This window comes from Bacteroides sp. MSB163 (assembly GCF_036416795.1).
Lineage (GTDB): Bacteria > Bacteroidota > Bacteroidia > Bacteroidales > Bacteroidaceae > Bacteroides > Bacteroides maternus.
This window is the reverse complement of the sequence record NZ_CP143867.1, coordinates 4,519,330-4,545,319: the sequence shown is the minus strand read 5'-3', so window position 1 is coordinate 4,545,319 and position 25,990 is coordinate 4,519,330. Positions and strand designations below refer to the sequence as shown.

At 42.3% G+C, this 25,990-nt stretch carries 19 protein-coding genes and 1 pseudogene; 6 read left to right on the top strand and 14 right to left on the bottom strand.

Annotated features, from left to right (window positions below; translation table 11 throughout):
* Positions 1-6 precede the first annotated feature (6 nt).
* The 11 genes from VYM24_RS17445 to tsaD form a co-directional block, all read right to left on the bottom strand.
* The gene (locus VYM24_RS17445; RefSeq protein ID WP_291551220.1) at positions 7-876 is read right to left on the bottom strand and encodes a DUF58 domain-containing protein; all 870 of its coding nucleotides are present in this window, start codon (positions 874-876) and stop codon (positions 7-9) included.
* Positions 877-1,005: 129 nt separating this feature from the next.
* Complete coding sequence (locus VYM24_RS17440; protein WP_007218568.1) at positions 1,006-2,001, bottom strand: AAA family ATPase; 996 nt, start codon at positions 1,999-2,001, stop codon at positions 1,006-1,008.
* A 264-nt stretch (positions 2,002-2,265) separates the two neighbouring features.
* Positions 2,266-3,681 (bottom strand): HU family DNA-binding protein, encoded by a 1,416-nt coding sequence (locus VYM24_RS17435; RefSeq protein WP_330940498.1) that lies wholly within the window; start codon positions 3,679-3,681, stop codon positions 2,266-2,268.
* A gap of 31 nt (positions 3,682-3,712) precedes the next feature.
* Positions 3,713-3,985 carry an HU family DNA-binding protein gene (locus VYM24_RS17430; RefSeq protein ID WP_007218570.1) on the bottom strand — a complete coding sequence of 91 codons (273 nt, stop codon included), beginning with the start codon at positions 3,983-3,985 and terminating at the stop codon, positions 3,713-3,715.
* Positions 3,986-4,062: 77 nt separating this feature from the next.
* A complete protein-coding gene (rimO, locus tag VYM24_RS17425) occupies positions 4,063-5,361 on the bottom strand; it encodes a 30S ribosomal protein S12 methylthiotransferase RimO (protein WP_291551217.1) in 1,299 nt (432 codons plus the stop codon).
* Positions 5,358-6,317 (bottom strand): signal recognition particle-docking protein FtsY, encoded by a 960-nt coding sequence (gene ftsY, locus VYM24_RS17420; RefSeq protein ID WP_291551215.1) that lies wholly within the window; start codon positions 6,315-6,317, stop codon positions 5,358-5,360. The genes rimO and ftsY overlap by 4 nt, the downstream gene beginning before the upstream one ends.
* A gap of 139 nt (positions 6,318-6,456) precedes the next feature.
* A complete protein-coding gene (locus VYM24_RS17415) occupies positions 6,457-6,615 on the bottom strand; it encodes a DUF4295 domain-containing protein (protein ID WP_007214255.1) in 159 nt (52 codons plus the stop codon).
* Positions 6,616-6,628: 13 nt separating this feature from the next.
* Positions 6,629-6,817 carry a 50S ribosomal protein L33 gene (gene rpmG, locus VYM24_RS17410; protein ID WP_002560155.1) on the bottom strand — a complete coding sequence of 63 codons (189 nt, stop codon included), beginning with the start codon at positions 6,815-6,817 and terminating at the stop codon, positions 6,629-6,631.
* A 21-nt stretch (positions 6,818-6,838) separates the two neighbouring features.
* A complete protein-coding gene (gene rpmB, locus VYM24_RS17405) occupies positions 6,839-7,099 on the bottom strand; it encodes a 50S ribosomal protein L28 (protein ID WP_007214256.1) in 261 nt (86 codons plus the stop codon).
* Between the two features lie 121 nt (positions 7,100-7,220).
* Positions 7,221-7,688 (bottom strand): CinA family protein, encoded by a 468-nt coding sequence (locus VYM24_RS17400; protein WP_291551214.1) that lies wholly within the window; start codon positions 7,686-7,688, stop codon positions 7,221-7,223.
* 173 nt (positions 7,689-7,861) lie between these two features.
* On the bottom strand, positions 7,862-8,884 hold the full coding sequence (tsaD, locus tag VYM24_RS17395) for a tRNA (adenosine(37)-N6)-threonylcarbamoyltransferase complex transferase subunit TsaD (protein ID WP_291551212.1): 1,023 nt from the start codon (positions 8,882-8,884) through the stop codon (positions 7,862-7,864).
* Positions 8,885-9,084: 200 nt separating this feature from the next.
* On the opposite strand from tsaD, the gene VYM24_RS17390 reads away from it, so the two are divergent.
* On the top strand, positions 9,085-13,584 hold the full coding sequence (locus VYM24_RS17390; RefSeq protein ID WP_330942268.1) for a translocation/assembly module TamB domain-containing protein: 4,500 nt from the start codon (positions 9,085-9,087) through the stop codon (positions 13,582-13,584).
* A gap of 115 nt (positions 13,585-13,699) precedes the next feature.
* Here VYM24_RS17390 and VYM24_RS17385 read toward each other — a convergent pair whose 3' ends face one another.
* A complete protein-coding gene (locus tag VYM24_RS17385; RefSeq protein ID WP_330940497.1) occupies positions 13,700-14,815 on the bottom strand; it encodes a glycosyltransferase family protein in 1,116 nt (371 codons plus the stop codon).
* 32 nt (positions 14,816-14,847) lie between these two features.
* A pseudogene (locus tag VYM24_RS17380) lies at positions 14,848-15,201 on the bottom strand (UDP-2,3-diacylglucosamine diphosphatase); the annotation flags it as partial.
* A gap of 230 nt (positions 15,202-15,431) precedes the next feature.
* On the opposite strand from VYM24_RS17380, the gene VYM24_RS17375 reads away from it, so the two are divergent.
* The 4 genes from VYM24_RS17375 (at position 15,432) to VYM24_RS17360 (ending at position 21,997) form a co-directional block, all read left to right on the top strand.
* On the top strand, positions 15,432-16,784 hold the full coding sequence (locus VYM24_RS17375; RefSeq protein WP_330940496.1) for a sigma-54-dependent transcriptional regulator: 1,353 nt from the start codon (positions 15,432-15,434) through the stop codon (positions 16,782-16,784).
* Positions 16,781-18,148, top strand: coding sequence for a sensor histidine kinase (locus VYM24_RS17370; protein WP_330940495.1), 1,368 nt, complete (start codon positions 16,781-16,783; stop codon positions 18,146-18,148). Before VYM24_RS17375 ends, VYM24_RS17370 begins: the two co-directional genes overlap by 4 nt.
* Positions 18,149-18,291: 143 nt before the next feature.
* Positions 18,292-19,746 (top strand): potassium/proton antiporter, encoded by a 1,455-nt coding sequence (locus tag VYM24_RS17365; protein ID WP_330940494.1) that lies wholly within the window; start codon positions 18,292-18,294, stop codon positions 19,744-19,746.
* A 586-nt stretch (positions 19,747-20,332) separates the two neighbouring features.
* Entirely contained in the window at positions 20,333-21,997 is a 1,665-nt protein-coding gene (locus VYM24_RS17360; RefSeq protein ID WP_330940493.1) for a long-chain fatty acid--CoA ligase, read from the top strand.
* 181 nt (positions 21,998-22,178) lie between these two features.
* Here VYM24_RS17360 and VYM24_RS17355 read toward each other — a convergent pair whose 3' ends face one another.
* Positions 22,179-24,203 (bottom strand): kojibiose hydrolase, encoded by a 2,025-nt coding sequence (locus VYM24_RS17355; protein ID WP_330942267.1) that lies wholly within the window; start codon positions 24,201-24,203, stop codon positions 22,179-22,181.
* A 101-nt stretch (positions 24,204-24,304) separates the two neighbouring features.
* On the opposite strand from VYM24_RS17355, the gene VYM24_RS17350 reads away from it, so the two are divergent.
* Positions 24,305-25,015, top strand: coding sequence for a DUF169 domain-containing protein (locus VYM24_RS17350; protein WP_291551203.1), 711 nt, complete (start codon positions 24,305-24,307; stop codon positions 25,013-25,015).
* Positions 25,016-25,990: the final 975 nt, after the last annotated feature.

The window sequence follows — 25,990 nt, the reverse complement described above, 5'->3', positions numbered from 1 at the left end:
TTCCGATTAATTTCGTTTCGCAAACAAATTCATCAATGCTTTGACATAGTCTTGATCGGTGCGTACCGACACATTATCGACATTGCTCTTAGTGAATGTTTCGCTCAGTTCCACCTGTTTATTCACCCACCAGTCGTGATGAGCACGACGAACAGCACGCGACGAAGTATCAATCCACTGCTCATGTCCGGTCTCAGCATCCTTTATTTTCATCAAACCGATAGCCGGCAGTTCCTCTACCCTGCGGTCATACACCTGGATAGCCACCATATCATGTTTCCGGTTGGCGATAGTCATTGCATTCTTAAAGTTCCCCTGATCAATGAAATCGGATAACAGGAAGGCTGTACAACGACGCTTCATTACATTTGTCAGATATTCCAGTCCGAGCCGGATGTCAGTTTTCCGACTCTCCGCTTTAAAGTCAATCAGTTCGCGAATAATATATAAGATATGCTTACGCCCTTTCTTAGGCGGAATGAATTTCTCTATCCGGTCAGAGAAAAAGATAACCCCGATTTTATCGTTGTTTTGTATAGCCGAAAAAGCCAAAGTTGCAGCTATTTCCGTCACCATATCCTTTTTCATCTGTTTCACCGTACCGAATTCCAAACTACCGGAAACATCCACCAGCAACATAACGGTCAACTCGCGCTCTTCTTCGAACACCTTCACGTAAGGCTTATTGAAGCGAGCGGTCACGTTCCAGTCAATGTCGCGTATGTCATCGCCAAACTGATATTCGCGCACCTCGGAAAATGCCATACCCCTACCCTTGAAGGCCGAATGATACTGGCCAGCAAAGATATTGTTGGATAATCCGCGCGTCTTGATTTCAATCTGACGGACTTTTTTTAACAGTTCACTTGTTTCCATCTATATCGTTAAATAATTCCGTTAATAAATACCGGCAACGTTTTTTTAAAACGTTGACAAGATTCTTTAAAAACGTTCACATCATTTATTAACAGGTCTCGGAAGACCTTTTTAAAAATGCTTACTTAATTAAGGTACTTCAACCTTATTCAGTATTTTGCTGATAATCTCGTCAGAAGTCAGGTTGCTGGCCTCTGCTTCGTAAGTCAATCCGATACGATGACGCAATACGTCATGAGCCACAGCACGAACATCTTCAGGAATCACGTAACCACGACGTTTGATGAAAGCATAAGTACGGGCAGCCAATGCCAGATTGATAGAGGCACGGGGAGAACCACCGAAACCAATCATATCTTTCAGTTCCTTCAGATCATATTTCTCCGGATAACGGGTAGCAAATACAATATCAACAATGTAGCGTTCAATCTTCTCATCCAGATATACCTGACGAACAACTTTACGTGCTTCAATAATCTCCTGAGCTTTCAGAATAGGCTTCACATTGAATTTATCGCCATTGATATTCTGGCGGATAATCATTTTTTCTTCTTCCATCTTCGGATAGTCGATAACCACTTTCAGCATGAAACGGTCCACCTGTGCTTCAGGCAGCGGATAAGTACCTTCCTGCTCAATAGGATTCTGTGTAGCAAGTACAAGGAAAGGTTCGGGCAACGGGAATGTTTCCGTACCAATAGTTACCTGACGTTCCTGCATCGCTTCCAGCAAAGCACTCTGTACCTTGGCCGGAGCACGGTTAATTTCATCTGCCAAAACGAAGTTGGCAAAAACAGGTCCTTTCTTTACTTGGAACGTTTCGTCTTTCTGACTGTAAACCATTGTACCGATAACGTCAGCAGGCAGCAAATCGGGAGTAAACTGTACACGACTGTATTGTGCATCGATCAATGAGGCAAGCGTCTTAATCGCCAATGTCTTTGCCAAACCGGGCACACCTTCTAATAATACGTGTCCATCGGACAGCAAACCGATTAACAATGACTCTACCAGATGTTTTTGTCCTACGATGATCTGGTCCATACCAGCAGTAAGGTTGGTAACAAAAGAACTTTGTCTTTCAATCCGCTCGTTCAGTTCGCGGATATCAATTGTTTCAGCCATAGATACTATTATTTTTATTGTTTAAATTCCATTGATTTCTCCAGTATGCTACTGGTAATTATTTTTTTCGCTCCCAAAAGTACAGGAATAAATTAACCATACCAACTAATTTTTATTAAAAAACAATTAGATTAAACTACTTTCATAGAGTTTAGTAGTTAACAATAGTTTCTGAAAAGAATTTCAAATTCGCAGACAGGAATAAATAGCAAATCACCCCTGCAAGTGAAGTATTATCAACTTGCAGGGGTGCAATATTTTCTTTCATTTCTTTTCGAGCTCCGGTATCTTGATTACAGTACCATACGGCACATGATCGGGATTCTTTATAACACCCGAATTATACTTCACAATATAGGGCCACAGGGCCTTAGTTCCGTAAAAGCGAAGTGCAACCTTTGTCAGAGTTTCTCCTTCCTGGATAGTATAGGTAGCTTTCGTACCTACAATCTTATAATTTACAGAGTCTGGCTCAAAAGGAGTAGCAGCAGCTTTCTTTGTCTCTTTTTTAGGAGCTGTAGCAGGAGTCTTCTGTTTTACAACCGGCTTCGGTTCTTCAACAACTTTAGGAGTAACAACTTCTGCCACAGCATCTTTCTTCGCAACCATAGTTGCGGAATCTTTCCGAATAACACTATCCGTCCGAGCGACCGGAGCGGCCGGCTTCTCCACCTTTTCATCAGCAACTTTCTCTGTTGGCGGTGGAGAAATTCTGTCAAATAAATCCGGATAATACATAAAAGTAACAGCACCTACACATAATAACACAACAAGTACTACGATTCCAATGAAAAACTTCATCGTAGAACTATCTGCTTTATTCACAGGAGGTGATGGAGGTCCAGGAACTTCATAAGTAGGCACCAAATCTTCTTGATCCTTTTGTTCTGTCAGAGGTTCTTCTACACATACATTCACCGGAGTAATTACCTCCGTTACAGGCTGTTTCACTTCTCCAGATAGAATGACAGGTGCCTCTACAAACTGTTCTGGCTCTTCAATCTGAATGACGGGTTCCGTCTGATCAACCTGAATTTCTTCTTCCCGAACAGGTTGTTCTGTAGTTTCTATTCCTTCTTCAACTACCTGAATGTGTTCCTCAACTACTACTACAGATTCTTCTTTAACAATTTCAGCTGTTTCCTCAATGATCTCAGTTGGTACTTCTACCACTTCCACAGACTCCTCTACAGTTTCAGCTGATACTTCTATTGATTCTTCTACGGTCTCTATAGTTTCCTCTGAAACAACGTCTGCCACTTCTTTATTAACGACAGACATTTCTGCCTCCACAAACACCTCTTCTTTTTCCTCCTCTTCAGAATTATCCTCCACCGGTGTATCTTCTAACACGGTTTCATCATTCAATACCACAGTCTCAAAGTGAGAAAAAGGCTTGTTTATCAAGTCCTTCAAGGCAGGTTCCGGAGCAAATGAAACTTTTGTATGCCCCTGTATTTCAAATCGTTCCCCTGTATTTATATTTACGCTCTCACGGCTCTCTACATCAATCAGTTTAAATGTACCCAAGCCTCTAATCTTTACATACTTATCATTCTCCAGCGATTCTTCAATCAGCTGAAAAAACTCTTTCACAAAGCTCTCGGCATCCGCCTTATCCATGCCATGTTTTTCTGCGAGCAATTCTATTAAATTCTGTATATTCAGCTTCTCATTCATATTTATGGAAGATTACTTGAGTAAAAGAGGATTACTTAAACTTATCTTTCAGAGCCGTGCTGGGTCTGTATGTTAATACTAATTTAGGTGGAACCAACATGCGTAATTTGGTTGTAGGATTGATAGTGATACGCTCCGCTTTCTTCTTTACCTCGAACGTACCGAAACTTTGTACAGAAATGGCATTTCCTTCTTGCAACTGTTGCGTCATATCCGACAGCAAAGACGCAATCAGTTCAGATGTGTCCTTTATGGTATATCCCAATCTTCGTGACAATTCTGAAGTAAATTCTTTATTATTCAAAATCCAGCTATTTTTATAAAGTTCGGTGCTATATTAGCAAAACTTCCGCACATACACAAATTCTTCAGGAAAATTATTTAAATAACTCGCCCAAAAAGATCGAAATCATCGGAATTTATAATCTCTACCTGGTAAAAGTTACCAATAAGCAATTTCTGTTTACCCTGTTCTATCAGAACTTCCGGATCTACTTCTGGGGAGTCAAATTCCGTACGGCCAATATAATAATCTCCTTCCAAACGATCGATAATTACTTTAAGGCATTGACCGACCTTTGCTGCACTCTGTTCTGCCGAAATCCCTTGTTGAATTGACATCAACTCATCCAGGCGTGCTTGTTTCACTTCCTGAGGTATTTCATCCTCATAGTGTGCAGCAGCATAAGTACCTTCTTCTTCGGAATAAGTAAAAGCCCCCATTCTATCGAAACGAACCTTACGAACAAACTCTTTTAATTCCTCAAAATCAGCTTCCGTTTCTCCCGGATGTCCTACCATCAAAGTAGTGCGCAGATGAATACCCGGTACTTCTTTACGGAATTGCTCTATCAGATGATAGGTTTCTTCCTGAGTCACATGTCGTCGCATCTTCTCCAGCATCGGATTACTGATGTGCTGAAGGGCGATATCCATATACTTACACACATTAGGACGCTCACGCATGACCCGGAACAAATCCATAGGAAAATGTGCCGGATAAGCATAATGCAGCCGAATCCATTCCACACCAGGGACTTCAGAAATACGTTCTATTAATTCGGGGAGCATTTGCTTCTTATATAAATCCACTCCATAATATGTCAATTCCTGAGCAATAATCTGAAACTCTTTCACTCCCTTACTTACCAGATAACGAACTTCATCCAAGACCTCTTCCATCGGACGTGAGACATGTTTTCCTGTAATAATAGGAATAGCACAATACGAACACTTCCGATCACAACCTTCTGATATTTTCAAATATGCGTAGTGCTTAGGAGTGGTAAGTGTACGTTCTATATGAAGCTCTTCGTGATATGCCTTACCAAGATCCTGCAGCAACTCCGCCCAGTTAAATTTACCATAAAATTTATCTACTTGTGGAATTTCGATAGCTAATTCTTTCAGATAACGCTCCGAAAGACATCCCATTACATATAATTTTTCTAAATTCCCTTCTTCCTTTGCCTGTGCAAATTCCAAAATCATATTGATGGACTCTTCCTTTGCATCACCGATGAAACCACAAGTATTGATCACTGCAATTTCTCCCTCAGGCTTTTCCGTATCATGAGTCACATGATATCCGGCTTCTTCCAATTGCCACATCAAATGCTCCGAGTCCACTAGGTTTTTAGAACATCCTAACGTTATAATATCAATGGTTTTCCGCTTCATGCATTCTCTCCAAACAACGAATCAACAAATTCTTTCTTACGGAACACCTGCAGATCTTCCATACCTTCACCCAGACCAATGTATTTTACCGGTATTTTGAACTGATCAGAAATACCAATAACAACTCCTCCTTTCGCAGTGCCATCTAATTTAGTAATAGCCATCGCAGTCACTTCTGTAGCCAATGTGAACTGTTTAGCCTGCTCAAATGCATTTTGTCCGGTGGAACCGTCCAAAACCAGCAAAACCTCATTAGGAGCATCAGGAACCACTTTCTTCATTACATTCTTAATCTTAGTCAACTCGTTCATCAAGCCAACTTTATTATGAAGACGTCCGGCAGTATCAATGATTACCACATCGGCATTATTAGCAACAGCAGAATTCAAAGTATCATAAGCCACAGAAGCTGGATCAGCGCCCATTTTCTGTTTGATTACAGGTACTCCTACCCGACTTCCCCAAATATCCAATTGTTCGACAGCTGCCGCACGGAAAGTATCCGCAGCACCCAGATAAACACTTTTACCAGCTTTTTTAAATTGATAAGCCAATTTACCAATAGTAGTCGTTTTACCGACTCCATTCACTCCCACTACCATAATAACGTAAGGTTTCTTCTCAATCGGAGCTTCAAAGTCATCCACATCATCCGAATTATTTTCCGTCAATAAGGCAGCGATTTCATCGCGCAAAATGGTGTTCAATTCTTGCGTATTCATATATTTCTCTGACGCAGCGCGTTTCTCTATACGTTGAATAATATTCAACGTCGTTTCCACGCCTACGTCTGATGTTATCAACACCTCTTCCAGATTATCAAGCACTTCATCATCCACTTTCGACTTTCCTGCCACAGCACGGGCAATTTTTCCGAACACACTTTCCTTTGTCTTAGATAATCCTTTATCTAATGTTTCCTTTTTATCTTTTGAGAAAAAACTAAAAAATCCCATATTCTATCTATTAATACAATACATTATGCCACAAAGATATAACAAAGTAATGAAAGTACAGGGATAAAGTACAAAAAAAATCCCCTTATCGGAATACGATAAGAGGATTTTATATTCAAACGTCTTTCAACGGACTATCTTATTTCTTGAAAAAGTCTTGCACTTTTTCGTTCAATACCATCTGTTCATCAAAAGTGTAAGCACCAGTTTTGGGTGACTTAACCATCTTGATAACCTTTGTATAAGCACGACCTTCTTTAGAACCTTCGTGCAAACTTGCTACAGTTTTCTTTGCCATGGGTTATACCTTATTATTTAATTTCTTTATGTACTGTTACTCTCTTCAGGATCGGGTTGTATTTCTTCAATTCCAATCTTTCAGTTGTATTCTTTCTGTTTTTTGTAGTGATATAACGAGAAGTTCCCGGCATACCACTATCTTTGTGTTCTGTGCATTCCAGAATCACCTGTACTCTGTTACCTTTTGCTTTCTTTGCCATAATCAGTATTCTCCTCTACTTTTAGCCAATTACTTTAATGCTTTTCCAATCACAATAACCTTTTGCTACTGCATCGTTCAAAGCAGCGTCCAGTCCTTTCTTATTAATAATACGCAGACCGTTAGCACAAATGCTAAGGCTGATCCAGCAATCTTGCTCTACATAGTAGAACTTCTTGTTAAACAAGTTCAAATCAAAGGTTCTCTTAGTTCTTCTCTTTGAGTGTGAAACATTGTTGCCAATCATGGCTTTCTTTCCGGTAATTTGACAAATCTTCGACATTTCTATCTTATTTTTATAGTTTTTATCTATACTTATTTCAAACAGAGCGCAAAGTAAGTACTTTTATCGATACCAAACAAGTTTTTCATAAAATAATTCACTGTCTGATAGCATTTTTTCTTCATTTCAAGCATGTACGGAGCATCTTTAAAGCATTCTGAATAGCATTTTGCACATTCCTGGCTCTTCCGTCATCCCCCTCTTGTTTGAAAGTTACAATTTCATTTTTATAGGCAGCCGCAATCCACACTGTTCCGACTGGTTTTTCGGATGTACCTCCTCCCGGGCCGGCAATCCCGGATGTGGCAACAGCACAATCCGTTTTCAATGCTTTCATCGCACCTTTCACCATTTCAATCACTGTTTCCTGACTGACAGCTCCATGCCTTTCCAATGTTTCAGCAGAAACATGAAGCAGAGATATCTTTACCTCATTGGAATAAGCCACAATTCCCCCATTGAAGTACTCCGAACTTCCCGGAACAGAAGTCACTAAAGCAGCAACACCTCCTCCTGTACAACTTTCTGCGGTGGAAAGGGATAAATTCTTCAATTTTAGTAATTCCCCGACCTCTTCTTCCAGTTTCATATACCTTATCATATATAATTTATATTTTTGTTCTATTTTTCCTGCTAATATTACCCGGTCCGTGTCCGGACCGTATTTGCTCCGTATCTATAGCTTTGGAGCAGATACGGAGCAGGTACGGCCCAGACACGGACCGGGTGCGGTGCGGACAAAGAAATGTTCTAAAACTCCTTTCACTTCAATGTGACACGCGAATAAGCCGGCGTATCTATCGAACAGAAATCCTTATCCTGATATTTAAAATAACCGGTAATGGCAATCATGGCAGCATTATCCGTTGTATAGCTGAATTTAGGGATAAATATCTTCCATCCATACTTTTCAGCATGTTCACGGAAAGCATTACGCAGGCCGTTATTAGCAGAAACCCCACCAGCTACGGCTACTTGCTTAATCTTATATTCCTTTGCAGCCTTACGAAGTTTGTCCATCAGAATATCTACAACAGTAGCTTCGAGTGAAGCAGCCAGATCAACCTTATGATGTTCGATGAAATCAGGATCTTCCTTCATCCAATCACGTAAAGAATACAGAAATGAGGTTTTCAAACCACTGAAACTATAATCTAATCCGGGAATATGAGGTTTACTAAAAGTAAAAGCCTTCGGATTGCCCTGGCGAGCCAATTTATCAATAATCGGACCACCGGGATACCCCAGCCCCATCACTTTCGAACATTTATCAATAGCTTCCCCTGCAGCATCATCAATTGTCTGGCCCAAAATCTCCATGTCATTGTATGCCTTCACCAGGATAATCTGTGAATTTCCCCCTGATACAAGCAAGCAAAGGAAAGGAAATTCAGGCTGAATGGCATCCTCACCTTCTGCTTTAATAAAATGAGCTAACACATGACCAGTCAAGTGATTAACATCAATCATTGGAATACCTAAGGAACGGGCAAAACCTTTGGCAAACGACACGCCTACCAACAAAGAACCCATCAATCCCGGTCCTCTTGTAAACGCCACCGCACTCAATTCTTCTTTAGTTACTCCGGCACGTTTTAACGCTTCATGAACCACTGGAACGATGTTTTGCTGATGTGCACGTGAAGCTAATTCGGGAACCACACCGCCATAGGCCTCATGCACCGCCTGGCTGGAAACGACATTTGATAGCAGATACCCATCTTTGATGACGGCAGCAGAGGTGTCGTCACAAGAGCTTTCTATTCCTAAAATTATTGTACTCATATCGTTATTTACGTTTAAACGCTGCAAAAGTAGTGATAAAAGTAGGATTGATAACGTATTATTTCATATTTTTGTTGGCTAATTCAAACAAACCGCCTATCAGAAAGTTAAAGAAGACAGTTCGCTGGGTGCTCGGTATTATACTTAGTTTGTATATCGGGACTATATTATTGTTGAACATTCCTTACGTTCAGCGACAAATATCTGTGCTCGTTGCAAACGAACTGGCTAATGTACTGGGTACACAATTAACCATCGGGCGGATCAATATGGGGCTACTGAACCGCATTATTATTGACGATTTATTGTTAAACGACCAGTCAGGCAAGGAAATGTTAAAAGTATCCCGCCTTTCTGCAAAATTCGATATACTTCCCTTGTTCAAGGGCAAAGTATCGATCAGTAACGTACAGTTATTCGGTTTCAACATCAACCTGGAAAAAAAGACACCGGAAGACATACCTAACTTCCAGTTCGTACTCGATGCATTTGCCTCTAAAGATACCATCAAAAAGGAAAGTAATCTGGACATACGTATCAACTCGTTGCTGATACGACGCGGTAAGATGTCTTATAATGTATTGTCGGCAGAAGAAACACCCGGAAAATTCAATGCACAGCATATACAGCTACGAAACATCATCGCCAATATCTCGTTGAAAGCGCTCCAAAATGACTCTGTCAATGCAGCTGTGAAGCGCCTAAGCATTGAAGAAGAAAATTCCGGTTTTGAGTTAAAAAAACTAAGTCTCAAGATTGTAGCAAACAATCAGAAGATGAGCATTGAGAACTTCGCGATTGATTTGCCGAATACTTCGCTTGCAATGGATACCATCCGTATGGAGTATGACAGTTTAGGAGCGTTTAGAAACTTTACCAATGATGTACGCTTTTCCTTGCGGATATTGCCTTCGGACATTACTCTTTGTGACCTCGCCCCCTTTGTTCCGGTCTTTTCCCCTTTCAAGGAAAATTTGCAAGTGGCTTTGGAAGCTAATGGTACTATCAATCAGTTGAATTGTCCTCATCTGTCAATTACAGGAAACCAGCATTTTCATTTAAGGGGAGATGTTTCCTTGCAAGACCTGTCGCATCCTCAGGATGCATTCGTATTCGGCAACCTTTCCAGTTTATATGCTGATCCGGAAGGCATTGCATTTTTCGTTCGCAATTTAAGTAAAAACTACGAAGGTGTTCCTCCGGTACTGCAACGTTTAGGCACCATCTCGTTTAATGGGGAAGTCTCGGGATATTTCACAGATATTGTAACTTATGGCCTGGTACGTACCGATATAGGTTCTATCAAGACCGACTTAAAATTAAGTTCAAATAAAGAAAAAGGTTATTTTTCTTATTCGGGTGCAGTAAAGACTGAAGAGTTTGAGTTAGGCAATATGCTGGCAAATGACCAGTTAGGAAAGGTCACATTCAATCTCAAAGTCGAAGGCAGCCACTACGAAAAGCAATATCCTTCCATAGTAATGAAGGGATTAATCGCTTCCATCGACTATAGTGATTATAACTATGAGAACATCACACTCGACGGAGAATATAAACAAGGCGGTTTCAACGGAAAGGTAGCATTGGATGACGAAAACGGTTCTGTTCTGCTAAATGGTAGCATTAATACAGCCAGTCGTGTACCGACTTTTAATTTCCATGCCGATATCCGTAATGTACGCCCCCACGAGCTTCACCTGACACCTAAATATGAAGATACGGCAGTTTCTATTCAGTTAACGGCTGATTTCACCGGTGGTTCCATCGATGAAATGAATGGAGAGATCAATATTGACAGCCTACAATTCACAGCACCCGATAGAAACTATTTTCTGGACAACTTAAAAATAACCGCCACTCGGGAAGACGAATCGCATAAACAATTAAAAATAGCCTCTAATTTCCTGAATGCAAGTATTGAAGGAGATTATTCCTATCGTACACTACCCACCAGTGTACTGAACATCATGCGAAGATATATTCCTGCTCTAATATTGCCGGACAAGAACCCCATAGAAAGTGAGAACAACTTCCATTTCGACATAAATATCTTTAATACGGATTTATTCTCCACCATCTTTAATATTCCGATTAAGATCTATACACATTCTACCCTAAAAGGTTACTTTAATGACAAAGCACAGCGCCTGCGAGTAGAAGGATATTTCCCGCGTCTACGCTATGGAGACAAGTTCCTTGAATCGGGTATGATCTTGTGTGAGAATCCCGGTGATAAATTTCATGCACGTGTACGATTCAGCAATCGCAAACCGGAAGGTTCCATCAACGTATCGTTAGACGCACAAGCCAAAGATGACCTTATTCAGACCTCTTTGAATTGGGGAAACAGTAGCGCTGTCACATATAGTGGCAAATTAGCTGCTGCTACACATTTCATCCGCACACAAGCTGAGGATCAGAACAAAAAGCGTTCCCGCTCAAACAAGAGTATTCCGGCTTTGAAAACCGTCGTCGATGTTCAAAAAACGGATATTATCCTGAATGACACTTTATGGGAAATACATCCGTCAAAAGTGGTAATCGACTCCGGAAAGATATATATAAACGATTTTTATTTCAGCCATAAAGACCGATACCTGCGCATCAACGGAACTATTTCAAAACAACCTCAGGATACGGTACGCCTGGATTTAAAAGATATCAATATAGGCTACGTATTTGATATTGCCGACCTTGGAGTGAATTTTAAAGGAGAAGCTACTGGTCCTGCCTATGCCAGCGGAGTATTGGAGAAGCCTGTTATGTATACTGACCTTTTCATCCGGGGCCTTGGACTAAATGACGGTTTATTGGGCGATGCCAACATTCACGGAGAATGGCACCATGAAGTAGAAGGCATCTATCTCGATGCCCATATCCATGAAAAAGATACAGCCAAAAGTCATGTATATGGCTACATATATCCCATAAAACCTAAAAGTGCGCTTGACTTACAGATTGAAGCTGACAACACCAATCTGAAGTTCATAGAACACTACATGAGCAGTATCACACCCGAATTTAACGGACGTGCCAGCGGTCACGTACATTTCTATGGCAAATTCAAAGGGCTCACCATGGAAGGGCGCGTACTTGGCAATGCCTCCATGAAGGTAGACGTACTGAATACCACCTTCTTTATAAAAGACAGTATTCGTATAGAACCGAATGGACTGACTTTCCAAGATAACCGGGTATTCGATACACAAGGCAATCAAGGACATGTAGACGGTTATCTGCATTATGAGCACTTCAAAAACCTGGAATACCGTTTCCAGTTTGGAGTGAACAACATGCTGGTAATGAATACGAAGGAGTCACTGGATTTTCCTTTTTATGGAACGGTATACGGAACGGGTAATGCCCTGATAGCAGGTAACGCAAGGAATGGAGTCAATATCGATGTAGCCATGACGACCAACCGGAATACCAACTTCGTATATATAAAGGATAATGTATCTTCAGCCGCCAGCAACCAATTCATCAAATTCGTGGACAAGACACCGCGGCGGGCTGTACTGGATTCTATCAATCTGATTTCCGACTATGAACTGGCGCAACAGGAGATACAGCAAGAGGAAGAAAGTGACACGGATATCCGCCTGAACCTGCTTGTAGAAGCTACACCGGATGCAAGCATGAAGATAGTGATGGATCCCATCGCCGGTGATTACATCAGTGGACGAGGATCCGGAAATATCCGCACGGAATTTTATAACAAGGCTGACGATGTGAAGATGTTCGGTAATTATCGTATCAGCCAGGGAGTTTATAAATTCAGCCTGCAAGAGGTAATACGCAAGGACTTTACCATCAAAGATGGAAGTACTATCAGTTTCAACGGTCCTCCGTTGGATGCCACCATGGATATCCAAGCAAGTTATATGGTGAATTCCGCATCCTTGAATGACTTGGTGCCGAATGTAAGCAACTACGGAATTCCAACGAGTATCCGTGTAAACTGTATCATGAACCTGACGGGGCAACTAACTTCTCCGGACATCAAATTAAGTCTGGAAGTGCCTAATGAACGGGATGAAGTGCAAGCCCTTATCCGTAACTACATTTCAACGGACGAACAAATGAATATGCAGATTCTCTATCTGTTAGGTATCGGCAAATTCTATACACCCGAGAATGTAGATGCCACACAAAACTCGAATATGATGACTTCCGTGCTTTCATCCACCCTTTCGGGACAACTAAACAATGCACTTTCCAACATTATTAATAGTAACAACTGGAATATAGGTACCAACCTCAGCACTGGAGAAAAAGGCTGGACGGATATGGAGTTCGAAGGAATGCTATCGGGGCAATTACTGAACAATCGTCTGCTTATCAATGGTAACTTCGGATACCGCGACAATCCGATGGCAAATACGAACTTTGTAGGTGACTTCGAAGCAGAATGGCTTGTGAACCGTAGCGGAGATATCCGCCTGAAAGCGTATAATGAGACGAACGACCGTTATTACACAAAGACCAATCTGACAACGCAAGGCATCGGTATCATTTTCAAGAAGGATTTCAACCGATGGAAAGAACTTATGTTCTGGAATAAGTGGAGGTTGAAAAGACTGAGACGGGAAATGGAACAAAAGGAAGCGGAAAAGAATACCGAAAAACAAACCGAAGAAACTGAAATCACCGCTACCCAGGCGGCAGCAAAAGCAAAAGAAAAGAGAGGGGGAAGTTAATTTTCCCCTTCTTTATTTTCATACAAACTACCTATAATACCATCCCTGCAAGATGCGACGGTTGAAATACATCCAGCTTAAATCACGATCTATATGTGGAGCAGAGGCTATTTTCTTATTCATATATCAATTTATAATCATTCATAAAGCCTATTCCTTCCGCTGTTTCTATACAGTTCAGCAACCGCCACTCACAACTGCGCACCCAGCTACGGAAATTCTTTTCGGGTTGATACTCACTCCGGGCAAATTCTAACAAACGGTCTACCTCAAAATTATCGGAAATAATACCTGCTCCGCCTCGTGCCGCATCATAAGCGTTACAATCCTGTTCGATGTGCGCCGGCACCATCAACAAAGGCTTACCCAGATACATAGCCTCACAAACGGATTCAAAGCCTGCCGTAGTGGCATACGCCCGGCAACCCGACATATAGCGAAGGAATTTTTCGTCATCCAACTGATGAAATGACAATGTTTCATCCATCCGACACACTTCCGGCTCATCCGGTTTGTCCCAGAAGAAGTGCAAAGGCACTTCAGGGTGCTGCTCATGCCACTGGGAGATACTTTTTCCAAATCCGGCATTAACCATATAACCGTGTATATACTCTCCGGCAGTAGCTTCGCAACAAAGCACTTCACGTCGCAGCAAAGGCGGTACCACGCGTATATACGCTTCTTCATCCGTTTCCATCGGACGGAATGAGAGAGCCAGCTTCTCTTTGGCTCCGATACACGTGAGTCGCGTAAAAAAACGAAGCATCAGCAGGCTTACGGGATTTTTTTGGGGAAACTCAAAGTCATGATGCAGGAAAAGATATTGATGACCGACACTGATCTGCGGTATAGAAGGGCGGAAAAGAAGATAAGTCAAGCCCGTCAGTAACTCATAAAAGTTGATTACGAGGTCCGCATCAGTTTCATGGATACGCCGATGAATATAACAGATGCTACGCAGATAAGCAGGAACCTGCATCAGATTATATGCGATACTGCGAGACATGCTGATCCGCTTATTGGCAGGTGTAGGCAGAAAGTTCGGACTGAGAAAGCGTTTCACAGGTGCCTGTATGCTGCGATTGAAGAAACCCGGCAGGCGACGGGTATTGCTCTTCCCCACCAGTACTTCTACTACCTCGTGCCCGTTGCGCCGTAGTATTTCTTCCAGCGTGATGGCTTGCGTCAGATGACCGCGACCTTCTCCTTGAACTATAAAAAGAACTTTCATATTTATAATTTAGTAATTTACAATTCACGATTTTAACTACAGAGGCGCTCTTCAGGCTTTTCGTCCATCAGCATATCCTCGTACCGTAACACTTCCCAATTTCCGTCCTCATACTCTACGAGTACTGAAAGAGTTTCCACCCAGTCACCGGAGTTAAGATAATGTATATCATCATAATAAGTATTTGCCGGATGATGAATGTGCCCACAAATGATACCGTCACATTTACGTGTACGGGCAAACTTCACCAGTTCCTTCTCAAAATCGGAAATATAAGAAACAGCGGATTTTACTTTTTGTTTAATCGCTTGTGACAAAGAATAATAAGGTTGTCCATGCCAGGCACGATACACATTATAAATACGGTTCAGCCATAATAGAATGGTAGAATAAAAAGTACGTAATCTCATAGTGTCTGTTTTTTAGTTGCAGGCAAAGGTCAGTTATTCGTATTACGCCGACATGTAGAAAATATGACAAGTATCTTTCATTTTTTTCGCTGAACTTCCTCATCTTTACAGAAGATAAACTGCATCTCAGCATAACTTTTTCATGCAAGCATGAAAGTTATACCTTCAATTTGCATTATCTTTACTCCCTCAAAAGAAACTCTCATATGAAAAAGCCCGGAAATATCCTCATTGTCGATGATAACCGCGGTGTGCTCACCGCCGTGCAACTGCTGTTGAAACCCCATTTCGAAAAGATCATCACACTCACTTCACCTGTCACACTTACCTCTGTGTTGCGTGAAGAAACTCCATCGGTGGTGTTACTTGACATGAACTTTACATCAGGCATCAATACCGGAAACGAAGGATTATTCTGGTTGCAGGAGATCAAACGCCTTCATCCCTCCTTACCTGTGGTTCTTTTCACTGCCTATGGAGATATTGATCTTGCCGTACGTGGCATTAAAGAAGGGGCTACAGACTTTATTGTCAAGCCATGGGATAATCAAAAACTGGTGGAAACCTTACTGAATGCAGCCCAAGCCATTCATAATAAGAATAACGGAAAAAATGCCTCGCCCGTAACCCCTGCCATGTATTGGGGAGAAAGTCCCATCATGCAGCAACTGCGCTCGCTAGTGGAGAAAGTCGCCATAACCAATGCAAATATCCTTATCACCGGAGAAAACGGTACGGGAAAAGAGATGCTGGCACGTGAAATTCATGCACTTTCTTCCCGCCGTACGAAGGAAATGGTTGCCGTAGACATGGGAGCCATCACCGAAAGCCTCTTTGAAAGCGAGCTTTTCGGGCATACAAAAGGCTCTTTCACAGATGCATACGCCGACCGTCCCGGTAAGTTCGAAACAGCAGACCATAGCACACTGTTTCTCGATGAAATCGGCAATTTACCCTATCACCTGCAAGCCAAACTACTAACCGTATTGCAACGCCGCAGTATTGTCCGTGTAGGCAGTAACCAGCCTATCGCTGTTGACATCCGTCTGATTTGTGCCACCAACCGCAACCTGAACGAAATGGTACAACGCAATGAATTCCGTGAAGACTTGCTTTACCGTATCAATACTATCCATCTTGAAATTCCGCCTTTGCGCGAACGGCCGGAAGACATTCTTCCTCTTGCCGAACGCTTTATAACGCGCTTCTGCAAGCAATATGACAAAGCATTATTACGGCTCTCCGATGCTGCCTGTACCAAATTGAATACACACACCTGGTACGGAAATATCCGCGAACTGGAGCATGCTATAGAGAAAGCAGTCATTATCTGCGACGGTGACGAACTTCCGGCGGAACTGTTCCAGTTGTCTAAGCGTCCCGAAACCTCACGCACCGGAAGCAATGCTGGTACAGAAGCAGCCACTCTTGAAGAAATGGAACGGAAAATGATACAGAAAGCTCTGGACACCTGTAACGGTAATCTATCCGCTGTTGCCGCACAACTCGGCATCACCCGGCAAACTCTCTATAACAAAATGAAAAAGTTCGGATTATGAAACATTACTACCGATACATCACCGACCGCTACCTTTTCCGTATCGTCATCTCTCTCCTGCTGGCGGGTGCTGTCACGGTATCCATTATTTATAAAGACCTTCTATGGATCGTCATCTCTTCCTTGCTGCTGTTGACGAGTCTGCGCTGGCAATGGAAACTGTATCGTCGGCATACGCAGAAAGTCCTGTTTCTGCTCGATGCCATTGAAAACAACGATGTATCCATCCATTTCTCCGAACACGAAGACATTCCCGACAACCGTATTGTAAACCAAGCCCTGAACCGCGTTGCTTCTATATTATATAATGTAAAGAGCGAAACGGCACAACAGGAAAAGTATTACGAACTCATTCTCGACTGCATCAATACCGGTATCCTGGTACTGAACGATGCAGGTGCTGTTTACCAGAAAAATAATGAAGCCCTCCGCCTGTTAGGGCTGGAAGTCTTCACCCATGTCAGCCAACTTAGCCGTATTGATGTAAACCTTATGGGACTTTTCACCCATTGCTGCCCCGGAGATAAGTTGCAAACCCGCCTGTCCAACGAACGCGGCACAGTCAATCTCTCCATCCGCGTCTCCGACATAACCATCCGTCAAGAGCATTTCCGCATCCTTGCCCTGAACGATATCAATAACGAACTGGACGAAAAGGAAATCGACTCTTGGATACGCCTGACCCGTGTACTGACACATGAAATAATGAATTCCGTCACTCCCATCACTTCACTGAGCGACACATTGCTGACACTGATACAAGGAAGCGAAGAATTAAAAGCGAAAAGTGAATCCATCTCTTCCGACAAAGAAACCGCTGACGAAATCCGTAATGGCCTGCACACCATCAGCACTACGGGCAAAGGACTTCTCTCTTTTGTAGAAAATTACCGTCGTTTCACCCGTATCCCCAAACCGGAACCTTCCTTGTTCTACGTCAAAGGTTTTATCAATCGCATGGTGGAATTGGCACGGCATCAATACCCTGATTCACATATCAATTTCCACTCCCACATCACTCCGGATGACCTTATTCTTTATGCAGATGAAAACCTTATCTCACAGGTATTCATCAACTTATTGAAAAATGCCATTCAGGCCATCGAGGCAGAAGGAATTCCAGAAGGTATCATCACCTTACACGCTTATTGTAATGAAAATGAAGCCGTACTCATCGAAGTGTCCAATAACGGTCCTGCCATTCCTCCTGAAGTAGCAGAACACATTTTCATACCTTTCTTCACCACAAAAGAAGGTGGCAGCGGCATCGGATTGAGCATTTCCCGTCAAATAATGCGCCTGTCAGGTGGCAGTCTTTCCCTACATCCCGGAAGGGAAACAATGTTTGTACTAAAATTCAATTAAGAAAATTTGTAATGAAGAATTATATGAAAAGAAAGTAAAATTCAATCTGAACATTTTACACCTTGCATTTGTTTAAAAATAGACGTAATTTTGCTTTGCGATAACTAAATCCTTGAATAAACAACTTAAATAATACCTAATTTATGATTTTTACAGCAGAAAATATTCTTTTAATTGGTTCTATCTTACTTTTCATTAGTATTATTGTCGGCAAAACCGGCTATCGATTCGGAGTCCCTGCCCTGTTACTGTTCCTTGTCGTCGGCATGATTTTCGGTAGCGATGGTTTCGGACTACAGTTTCATAACGCTAAAGAAGCACAATTTATTGGTATGGTTGCTCTTAGCGTTATTTTGTTTTCCGGCGGTATGGATACTAAATTCAGCGAAATTAAACCAATTCTTGTTCCGGGTATTGTCCTCTCCACATTCGGTGTACTGCTTACCGCTGTCTTTACAGGATTCTTCATCTGGTGGATCTCCGGCATGAGTTGGTCAAATATTTATCTTCCTATCACTACATCCCTACTACTTGCCTCCACCATGTCATCTACTGATTCCGCTTCAGTATTTGCCATCTTGCGTTCGCAGAAAATGAATCTGAAACATAACCTTCGTCCCATGCTGGAGCTCGAAAGTGGTAGTAATGACCCCATGGCTTACATGCTTACCATCGTGCTGATACAGTTCATACAATCCGGTGGAATGGGTATTGCAGGTATCTTCGGTTCGTTCATTATCCAATTTATAGTAGGTGCGGCTGCCGGATACCTTCTCGGCAAACTTGCCATCCTCATGCTGAATAAACTCAACATTGATAATCAGGCTCTTTATCCCATTCTTCTGCTTGCATTTGTATTTTTCACTTTCGCCATTACCGATCTTCTGAAAGGAAACGGTTACCTCGCCGTTTACATTGCCGGTATTATGGTAGGTAACAACAAGATAATGCATCGCAAAGAGATTTATACTTTCATGGATGGATTGACTTGGCTGTTCCAAATCATCATGTTCCTTTGCCTCGGTTTGTTGGTAAATCCTCACGAATTACTCGATATCGCTTTGGTAGCAACGCTGATCGGTGTATTTATGATTGTTATTGGTCGTCCGCTTAGTGTCTTCCTCTGCTTGCTGCCTTTCGGCAAGAAGATTACAAACCGTTCGCGACTCTTCGTTTCCTGGGTAGGTTTGCGCGGAGCAGTGCCTATCATCTTCGCCACTTATCCGGTAGTAGCGCAAGTACCGGGTGCCGACGTGATCTTCAATATCGTATTCTTCATCACGATTGTTTCCCTCGTTATCCAGGGTACTACCGTTTCTTTAGCTGCTCGCTTACTGAAACTTTCTACCCCGTTGGAAAAGACCGGCAATGAATTCGGTGTGGAATTGCCCGAAGAAATAGACAGTGATCTCAGTGATATGACCGTTACTACGGAGATGCTGGAAGAAGGCGATACCCTGAAGGATATCACTCTGCCTAATGGAGCACTCGTAATGATTGTGAAACGAGGCACGGAATTTCTGATACCGAACGGATCGCTGAAATTACATTTGGGGGATAAGCTGTTACTGATTTCGGATAAGAAGAGTAGTAATTAATATGTGTATACTTTTTCTTTCGTTTGCCCGAAAGAAAAAGATACCAAAAAGAAAGTGCACCGGCTACGTCTACGGTGCTACCCCGATACTGCCATGCGCAGACGGGGCTCGAACTCGCTACGCTCAGACAAATCGCCCCTTACCTGCGCCTGACAATATCTCCGCCTGACGCACCTACGCCTATGTCCGAAGGCTGCGCGGTAAAGCGCTGCGCGATATAGGACTATGCATCACAGATGCTATGTAATACAACCACGTAATATTTCCCCCATTTACGCCGCATGGTTTCCCGGCCTCACTGTAGGGGTGTTAAGCGTAGAAAGTGTTTTCGGCGTTAAAAAGGGCAGGTTGTTTGAGCGTAGCGAGTTCCTGCCCTTTAGCTGGAAATGCTACCGGAGTAGCCTCGGAAATGCAGCCTTGATTTTTTCTTTGGTATCTTTCTTTTGCATCAAGGCAAAAGAAAGTACAATTGGTTATTTTTTCTTTTTCTTTCGCCTCCCTTCAAAGAATAAATATATAAACTTGCACGACATCACATTTAGCTCTATATTTGCGCAGTTTTAACTAAAGTGTGCAAATTTAACAGATGGAACAGGAACAACACTTCATTGATTACATTGAACAAAGCATCATTCGGAACTGGAACTTAAACGCCTTGACTGACTACAAGGGTGCTACTCTCCAATATAAAGACGTGGCTCGCAAGGTTGCAAAATTCCATATTGTACTGGAAAGTGCCGGTATCCAGCCGGGTGATAAAATTGCCGTCTGCGGTCGTAACAGCGCACACTGGGCAGTTACTTTCCTGGCAACCATCACTTATGGAGCTGTTATTGTGCCTATCCTTCACGAATTTAAAGCGGATAATATACATAATATCGTCAATCACTCAGAAGCCAAACTGCTTTTTGTGGGAGACCAGGTGTGGGAAAACCTGAATGAAGACGCCATGCCGCAATTGCTGGGCGTTATTCTGATGACTGAATTCACCCCTGTAGTCTGTCGCGACAAACGATTGATGGAAGCTTTCGAACACCGCAATACTCTCTACGGACAACGCTATCCTAAAAACTTCCGTCCCGAACACATCTGTTACCGGAAGGATGAACCTGAAGAACTTGCCATCATTAACTATACTTCCGGTACTACCGGATATTCCAAAGGTGTTATGCTCCCCTATCGCAGCCTTTGGTCCAACGTGAATTACTGCCATGAGATGCTTCCGGTGAAACCGGGCGATAATATGGTTGCCATGCTTCCTATGGGACATGTGTTCGGAATGACTTACGATTTCCTTTATGGTTTTTCAGCCGGGGCACACATCTACTTCCTCACGCGCATGCCGACTCCTAAAATTATCGCACAGTCTTTCGCTGAAATCAAACCACGTGTCATCTCATGCGTGCCTCTGATTGTAGAAAAGATTATCAAGAAGAATATTCTGCCCCGTGTAGATAATAAAATTGGTAAGTTACTGCTCCATGTTCCTATCATCAATGATAAGATCAGAGCCCTTGCACGCAAAGAAGCAATGGAGATATTCGGCGGTAACTTCGATGAAATTATCATCGGTGGAGCCCCGTTCAATGCAGAAGTCGAGCGCTTTCTCAAACAGATAGGCTTCCCCTACACCATTGCTTATGGTATGACGGAATGTGGCCCGATCATCTGTTCCAGCCGCTGGGAAACCATGAAGCTGGCATCATGCGGCAAAGCAGCCACACGCATGGAAGTGAAGATAGATTCGTCTGATCCGGAAAAGGAGGCGGGAGAAATCATTTGTCGAGGTACCAACCTGATGCTGGGATATTATAAGAACCAGGAAGCAACTTCACAAATCATTGACGTAAATGGCTGGCTACATACAGGCGATTTAGGCACAATGGATGCGGAAGGTTATGTAACCGTTCGCGGACGCAGCAAGAATATGTTGCTCACTTCCAGCGGACAAAACATCTATCCGGAAGAGATTGAAAGCAAACTGAATAATATGCCTTACGTTTCCGAGTCACTCATTGTGTTGCAAAAAGAAAAACTGGTAGCACTGATTTATCCGGACTTTGACGATGCATTTGCCAATGGACTGCAACAAACGGATGTAGAGCGTATGATGGAAGCTAACCGTAACGAACTCAACCAGCAATTACCGGCTTATTGCCAGATATCAAAGATGAAGATCCATTTTGAAGAGTTTGAAAAGACAGCCAAAAAATCTATTAAACGGTTTATGTATCAAGAGGCTAAAGGTTAACAAAGATATAAGATTAAGTCTATATTTTTAATTAATGTTATAGAACATACTTTTTTATTTGGATAATTTGCAGTTATCCCGAAAGTACGTATCTTTGCACTGTGTTTTTCATAGTATTAGATTTAAGGTTAACAAAGGTTGGAGTACAGCGGTACTCCTTTTTTTATGCCCGTACGTTTCCTTACCTCTCACGTACATACATCTTTTTCTCCGGTCCTACTCCTTTCACCGTAACCTTTTTCCAATGTGCAGGAAGTACGGAAGATAATTGCTCCACACCGTCATCTGTTATCTGCAATCCACAGAAACCGTTAATAACAGCTTGCAGCAATCCGCCTGCTCCCGTCATAAAGTAAGGATTATCACTGGTGGGCGTTTCCGCCAATACACCGAAAGGCGCACGCAAGTTCGGCTGATAGCAACGGCAGAACATCTCATAGGCACGCTTTGCTTCTCCCATCCGGGCATACTGCACACAGAATACGGAATAAGACATGGCCGGACCATTCTGCGGATCAATCTTATCAACATAGTATTCCATATCTTTCTTTTGCGATTCAGCATCCCCGACAAAATACAATGGATATCCCAATAAATTCACATCAGCCTGCTTTATCATCTCACCGTTGTATGTGGCATGCTCACGAGTAACTCCATCTTTAAAATGAAGAATACGGATATTCTTGCCCACATCTTCCCATATTTCTGGAACAGACTCATTACATATCCTTGCCGCCTCACAAGCATATTCCAAAGCCCGGATAGCCGCACCATTTGTGAAAGCATTATCATCCACCCCATTTGCATATTCATCAGCTCCCACTACATTGCAAATGGAATAAGAACCGTCATCATTACGCGTCACACGGCTTACCCAAAAGTCAGCAACCGCTTTCATTAAAGGAAATGCTTTCGTCCGTAGCCACTGTCCGTCACGGGTAAGGCAATAATAATTCCAGCAGGCAATACTGATGTCCGCAGTGATATGATGTTCCAGAGGACCTGTCAAAGCAAAAGTAGGAGTTGATTCTTCCCCGTAATCATCACTCTCCCAGGGAAACATAGCCCCTTTGAAGCCGTATGACATTGCTTTCTTGCGGGCAGCCATCAAGCGGTCAATACGATAATCGATCATAGATTCGGCAATTCCCTTATTCAGCAACAGCATCGGGGGAAACATCCAAAGTTCCGAATCCCAGAATATATGTCCATTGTAACCTTGCGAAGAAAGTCCCATGGGTGAAATGCTCAATCCGCTTCCTTCCCTGCAAGAAGAATAAAGGTTGAAAAGTGCAAACCGAACCGCCCGTTGTGCTTCGTCATCCCCTTCTATCAAGATATCGCTTTCCCACAATTCATTCCAAAGACTACGATGTGCAGTCATCAGTGAAGTTGTACCTTCATGAATAGCATAAATCACCTGCCGTTCAGCCTCATTATACGGATCGCTAAAGTCACGGACGGAGCATACCGAACCCACCAAGGCAAAAGACATCTGCTCTCCTTTCTTCAGATTCAGCACGAAAGACATCTCTTTAGTCACTTCATCATAAAGAGGCTCCTGTGCCTCTCCCTTATTAAAGATAAAAGCGGAAGAAGCGGAAACTTTTTGTTGCCGATGAGCAGATACAGCATAAGATTGCAGCATATACATTTGTGTATCATCCGCCCTCATTTTCCGGAAACGCTGTGTTGGCTGACTATATTCTTGGGGAATATCCATCCGGGCAACAACTTTCAGGGATACATCGGACAGAGCTTTTATATCCACACAGATAAGCCCCGCATAAGGCATATTTCTTAAAGCGCAAATGCTATAATCCACATCAACTTTCCCGACTGCCCGGAAACTGCTGTTATGAGTTGCTTCTTTCATATTAACACACTGCTTCCAGTTTGTGATACATTCCGTATTCACCTCTTTTCCATCTACCTCCATCAACATCAGGAAAGGATTGATTCCTTTCAACACACGGCTTACCCCCTGAGGACCGTCCGTATCGAACACATGATTCAATATCACCTGCCGCACTGAAAAAGGTTCTTTCCAGGGAAGAATACCGATTCCACCATTCGCCATAGGAGCGCCTACATAAGAAGCTTTTATATCAGAGGCATGAAGTTGCCACAAAGTGTCATCTTCTCCTTTCACCATCTGCACAAAGAAAAAAACAAATAGGAAGAAACAAGAAATGCGTGCTTTCATAATCAATATGGAATTATAGTTTTCTATGCAAAAATAAGTAAAATCCTCAATAATCCGGCAATCAATCGTTATCTTTACTTCCAAACCAAAACTCTGTTATCATGAATATACATACTTTTATGACTAATTATCGGGAAGCATTTGGTGAACGTGCCGAACTTCCCATCGCCTTCTGGTACTCTGACAAACAGGAAAGCGAAACAGAAAAAATTGGCGGTTGCTTCTTCAAAGGCCTGCAACAGGTAAGGGAAGGTAAAACCATCAGCCTGAACAGCGACGTCATAGGATGTGGCGGTGGAAAATTCTACACTGGTTTCACGGAAATGCCTATACACGTACCTAACTTCGTATCTCTGAAAGAGAAGTACAAAAAGACTCCTGAAATGGTAACAGATTTCATAAAGCAAATCCAGGTACCGCGTACAGAAAAAGCCTATCTGCATTTTGCCCGGATAGATAAACTTGCTTCTTTCGATCATGTAGAGGGTTTGCTGTTCCTTGCTACGCCTGATATCCTGTCAGGACTTACCACATGGGCTTTTTATGATACGAATGCATTCGATACCGTAGCTACTCCTTTCGGTTCCGGTTGCAGTTCCGTTGTAACCCTCACTGTTCTCGAAAACCAAAAAGACGGTAAGCGCTGTTTCCTCGGCTTCTTCGATCCGTCCGTGCGTCCCCACTTTGAAGCCAATCTGTTGAGCTTCACCATTCCCATGTCCCGTTTCAAAGAGATGTATCACACCATGCGCGAAAGTTGCCTGTTCGATACACACGCCTGGGGAAAGATAAAAGAGCGTATCAACGAATAAAACATTGAAAAAAAGTAAAGAAACAACGCCCATTTTTTAATTAGTGTTATAAAAACACTTATATAGGTCTAATCATTTGGAAATACGCAGAATATCCGTACCTTTGCATTGTGTTTTTCATAGTATTAGATTTAAGGTTAACAAAGGTTGGAGTACAGCGGTACTCCTTTTTTTATGTCCATACGTTTGGAATATCCTTGCAGTAGATTCTTTCGTTGTTTCCGCCTTTAAATAATGATATAAAGATAAGATTAATCAGTGATATTATCTAATCCCGTACTGACTAATAATTATTTAAAGAAGCACTTTTAAAAAGCTTTCAAAAGTATGAAAATGTTACATAACGATATCGGGGTAGAATATAGTAAAACCGGTCTAAAACCGTCCAGGAGATAGCTGTGGCACTCTTTTACAGGGCTACACCCTTTTCGTCGGATGGTGTAGCCATCACCTCCAAAGGGTGTAGCCATCCGGGGGCAAAGGTGTAGCCCTGCCGAAAGAATGGTTTACTAATACCGGGGATTCATGAATATTATCAACAAGTAATCCTACATACCGGCCTGTTTCCGGCCATATATGACACTACATCTCACCGCTTAAATGATATTCTTCGCGTTATCTTGCCGGGGTTGCGTTCTTTTTTATACCAACGTTAATAAAAAGTAATTTTATTCTTCAAGCAATTTATGCAGATGTTTAAATCTTTATATTTATGATGTATTGACTTCTATATAGAAAAGGAGAGACACTTTACTTTTTTGAGGACGTTTTTATTATTACTCATATTTCGGAATCTGGTAAATTTCAAACCTACGAGTTAATAATAAGTAAACGGGGCTCACGCACATCATATATATATATTTGTTATATATCCGTATGGAGCGTGGGACTGTTGCTTGTTATCATCGTAGGTGGGCTTTACCAGAGCCTCGAAATATGGATGCCATAGTAACAGTTCCCACGTTCTTCTATTTT

Bases quoted from the DNA above. Each gene is read 5' to 3' on its own strand.
- VYM24_RS17350 (WP_291551203.1), top strand. From the start codon at position 24,305: ATGAATATACATACTTTTATGACTAATTATCGGGAAGCATTTGGTGAA.
- rpmB (WP_007214256.1), bottom strand. From the start codon at position 7,099: ATGTCGAAGATTTGTCAAATTACCGGAAAGAAAGCCATGATTGGCAAC.
- VYM24_RS17385 (WP_330940497.1), bottom strand. From the start codon at position 14,815: ATGAAAGTTCTTTTTATAGTTCAAGGAGAAGGTCGCGGTCATCTGACG.
- rpmG (WP_002560155.1), bottom strand. From the start codon at position 6,817: ATGGCAAAGAAAGCAAAAGGTAACAGAGTACAGGTGATTCTGGAATGC.
- VYM24_RS17445 (WP_291551220.1), bottom strand. From the start codon at position 876: ATGGAAACAAGTGAACTGTTAAAAAAAGTCCGTCAGATTGAAATCAAG.
- VYM24_RS17435 (WP_330940498.1), bottom strand. From the start codon at position 3,681: ATGAATGAGAAGCTGAATATACAGAATTTAATAGAATTGCTCGCAGAA.
- tsaD (WP_291551212.1), bottom strand. From the start codon at position 8,884: ATGAGTACAATAATTTTAGGAATAGAAAGCTCTTGTGACGACACCTCT.
- rimO (WP_291551217.1), bottom strand. From the start codon at position 5,361: ATGAAGCGGAAAACCATTGATATTATAACGTTAGGATGTTCTAAAAAC.
- VYM24_RS17415 (WP_007214255.1), bottom strand. From the start codon at position 6,615: ATGGCAAAGAAAACTGTAGCAAGTTTGCACGAAGGTTCTAAAGAAGGT.
- VYM24_RS17365 (WP_330940494.1), top strand. From the start codon at position 18,292: ATGATTTTTACAGCAGAAAATATTCTTTTAATTGGTTCTATCTTACTT.
- VYM24_RS17360 (WP_330940493.1), top strand. From the start codon at position 20,333: ATGGAACAGGAACAACACTTCATTGATTACATTGAACAAAGCATCATT.
- VYM24_RS17400 (WP_291551214.1), bottom strand. From the start codon at position 7,688: ATGAAACTGGAAGAAGAGGTCGGGGAATTACTAAAATTGAAGAATTTA.
- VYM24_RS17375 (WP_330940496.1), top strand. From the start codon at position 15,432: ATGAAAAAGCCCGGAAATATCCTCATTGTCGATGATAACCGCGGTGTG.
- VYM24_RS17355 (WP_330942267.1), bottom strand. From the start codon at position 24,203: ATGAAAGCACGCATTTCTTGTTTCTTCCTATTTGTTTTTTTCTTTGTG.
- VYM24_RS17440 (WP_007218568.1), bottom strand. From the start codon at position 2,001: ATGGCTGAAACAATTGATATCCGCGAACTGAACGAGCGGATTGAAAGA.
- VYM24_RS17370 (WP_330940495.1), top strand. From the start codon at position 16,781: ATGAAACATTACTACCGATACATCACCGACCGCTACCTTTTCCGTATC.
- ftsY (WP_291551215.1), bottom strand. From the start codon at position 6,317: ATGGGATTTTTTAGTTTTTTCTCAAAAGATAAAAAGGAAACATTAGAT.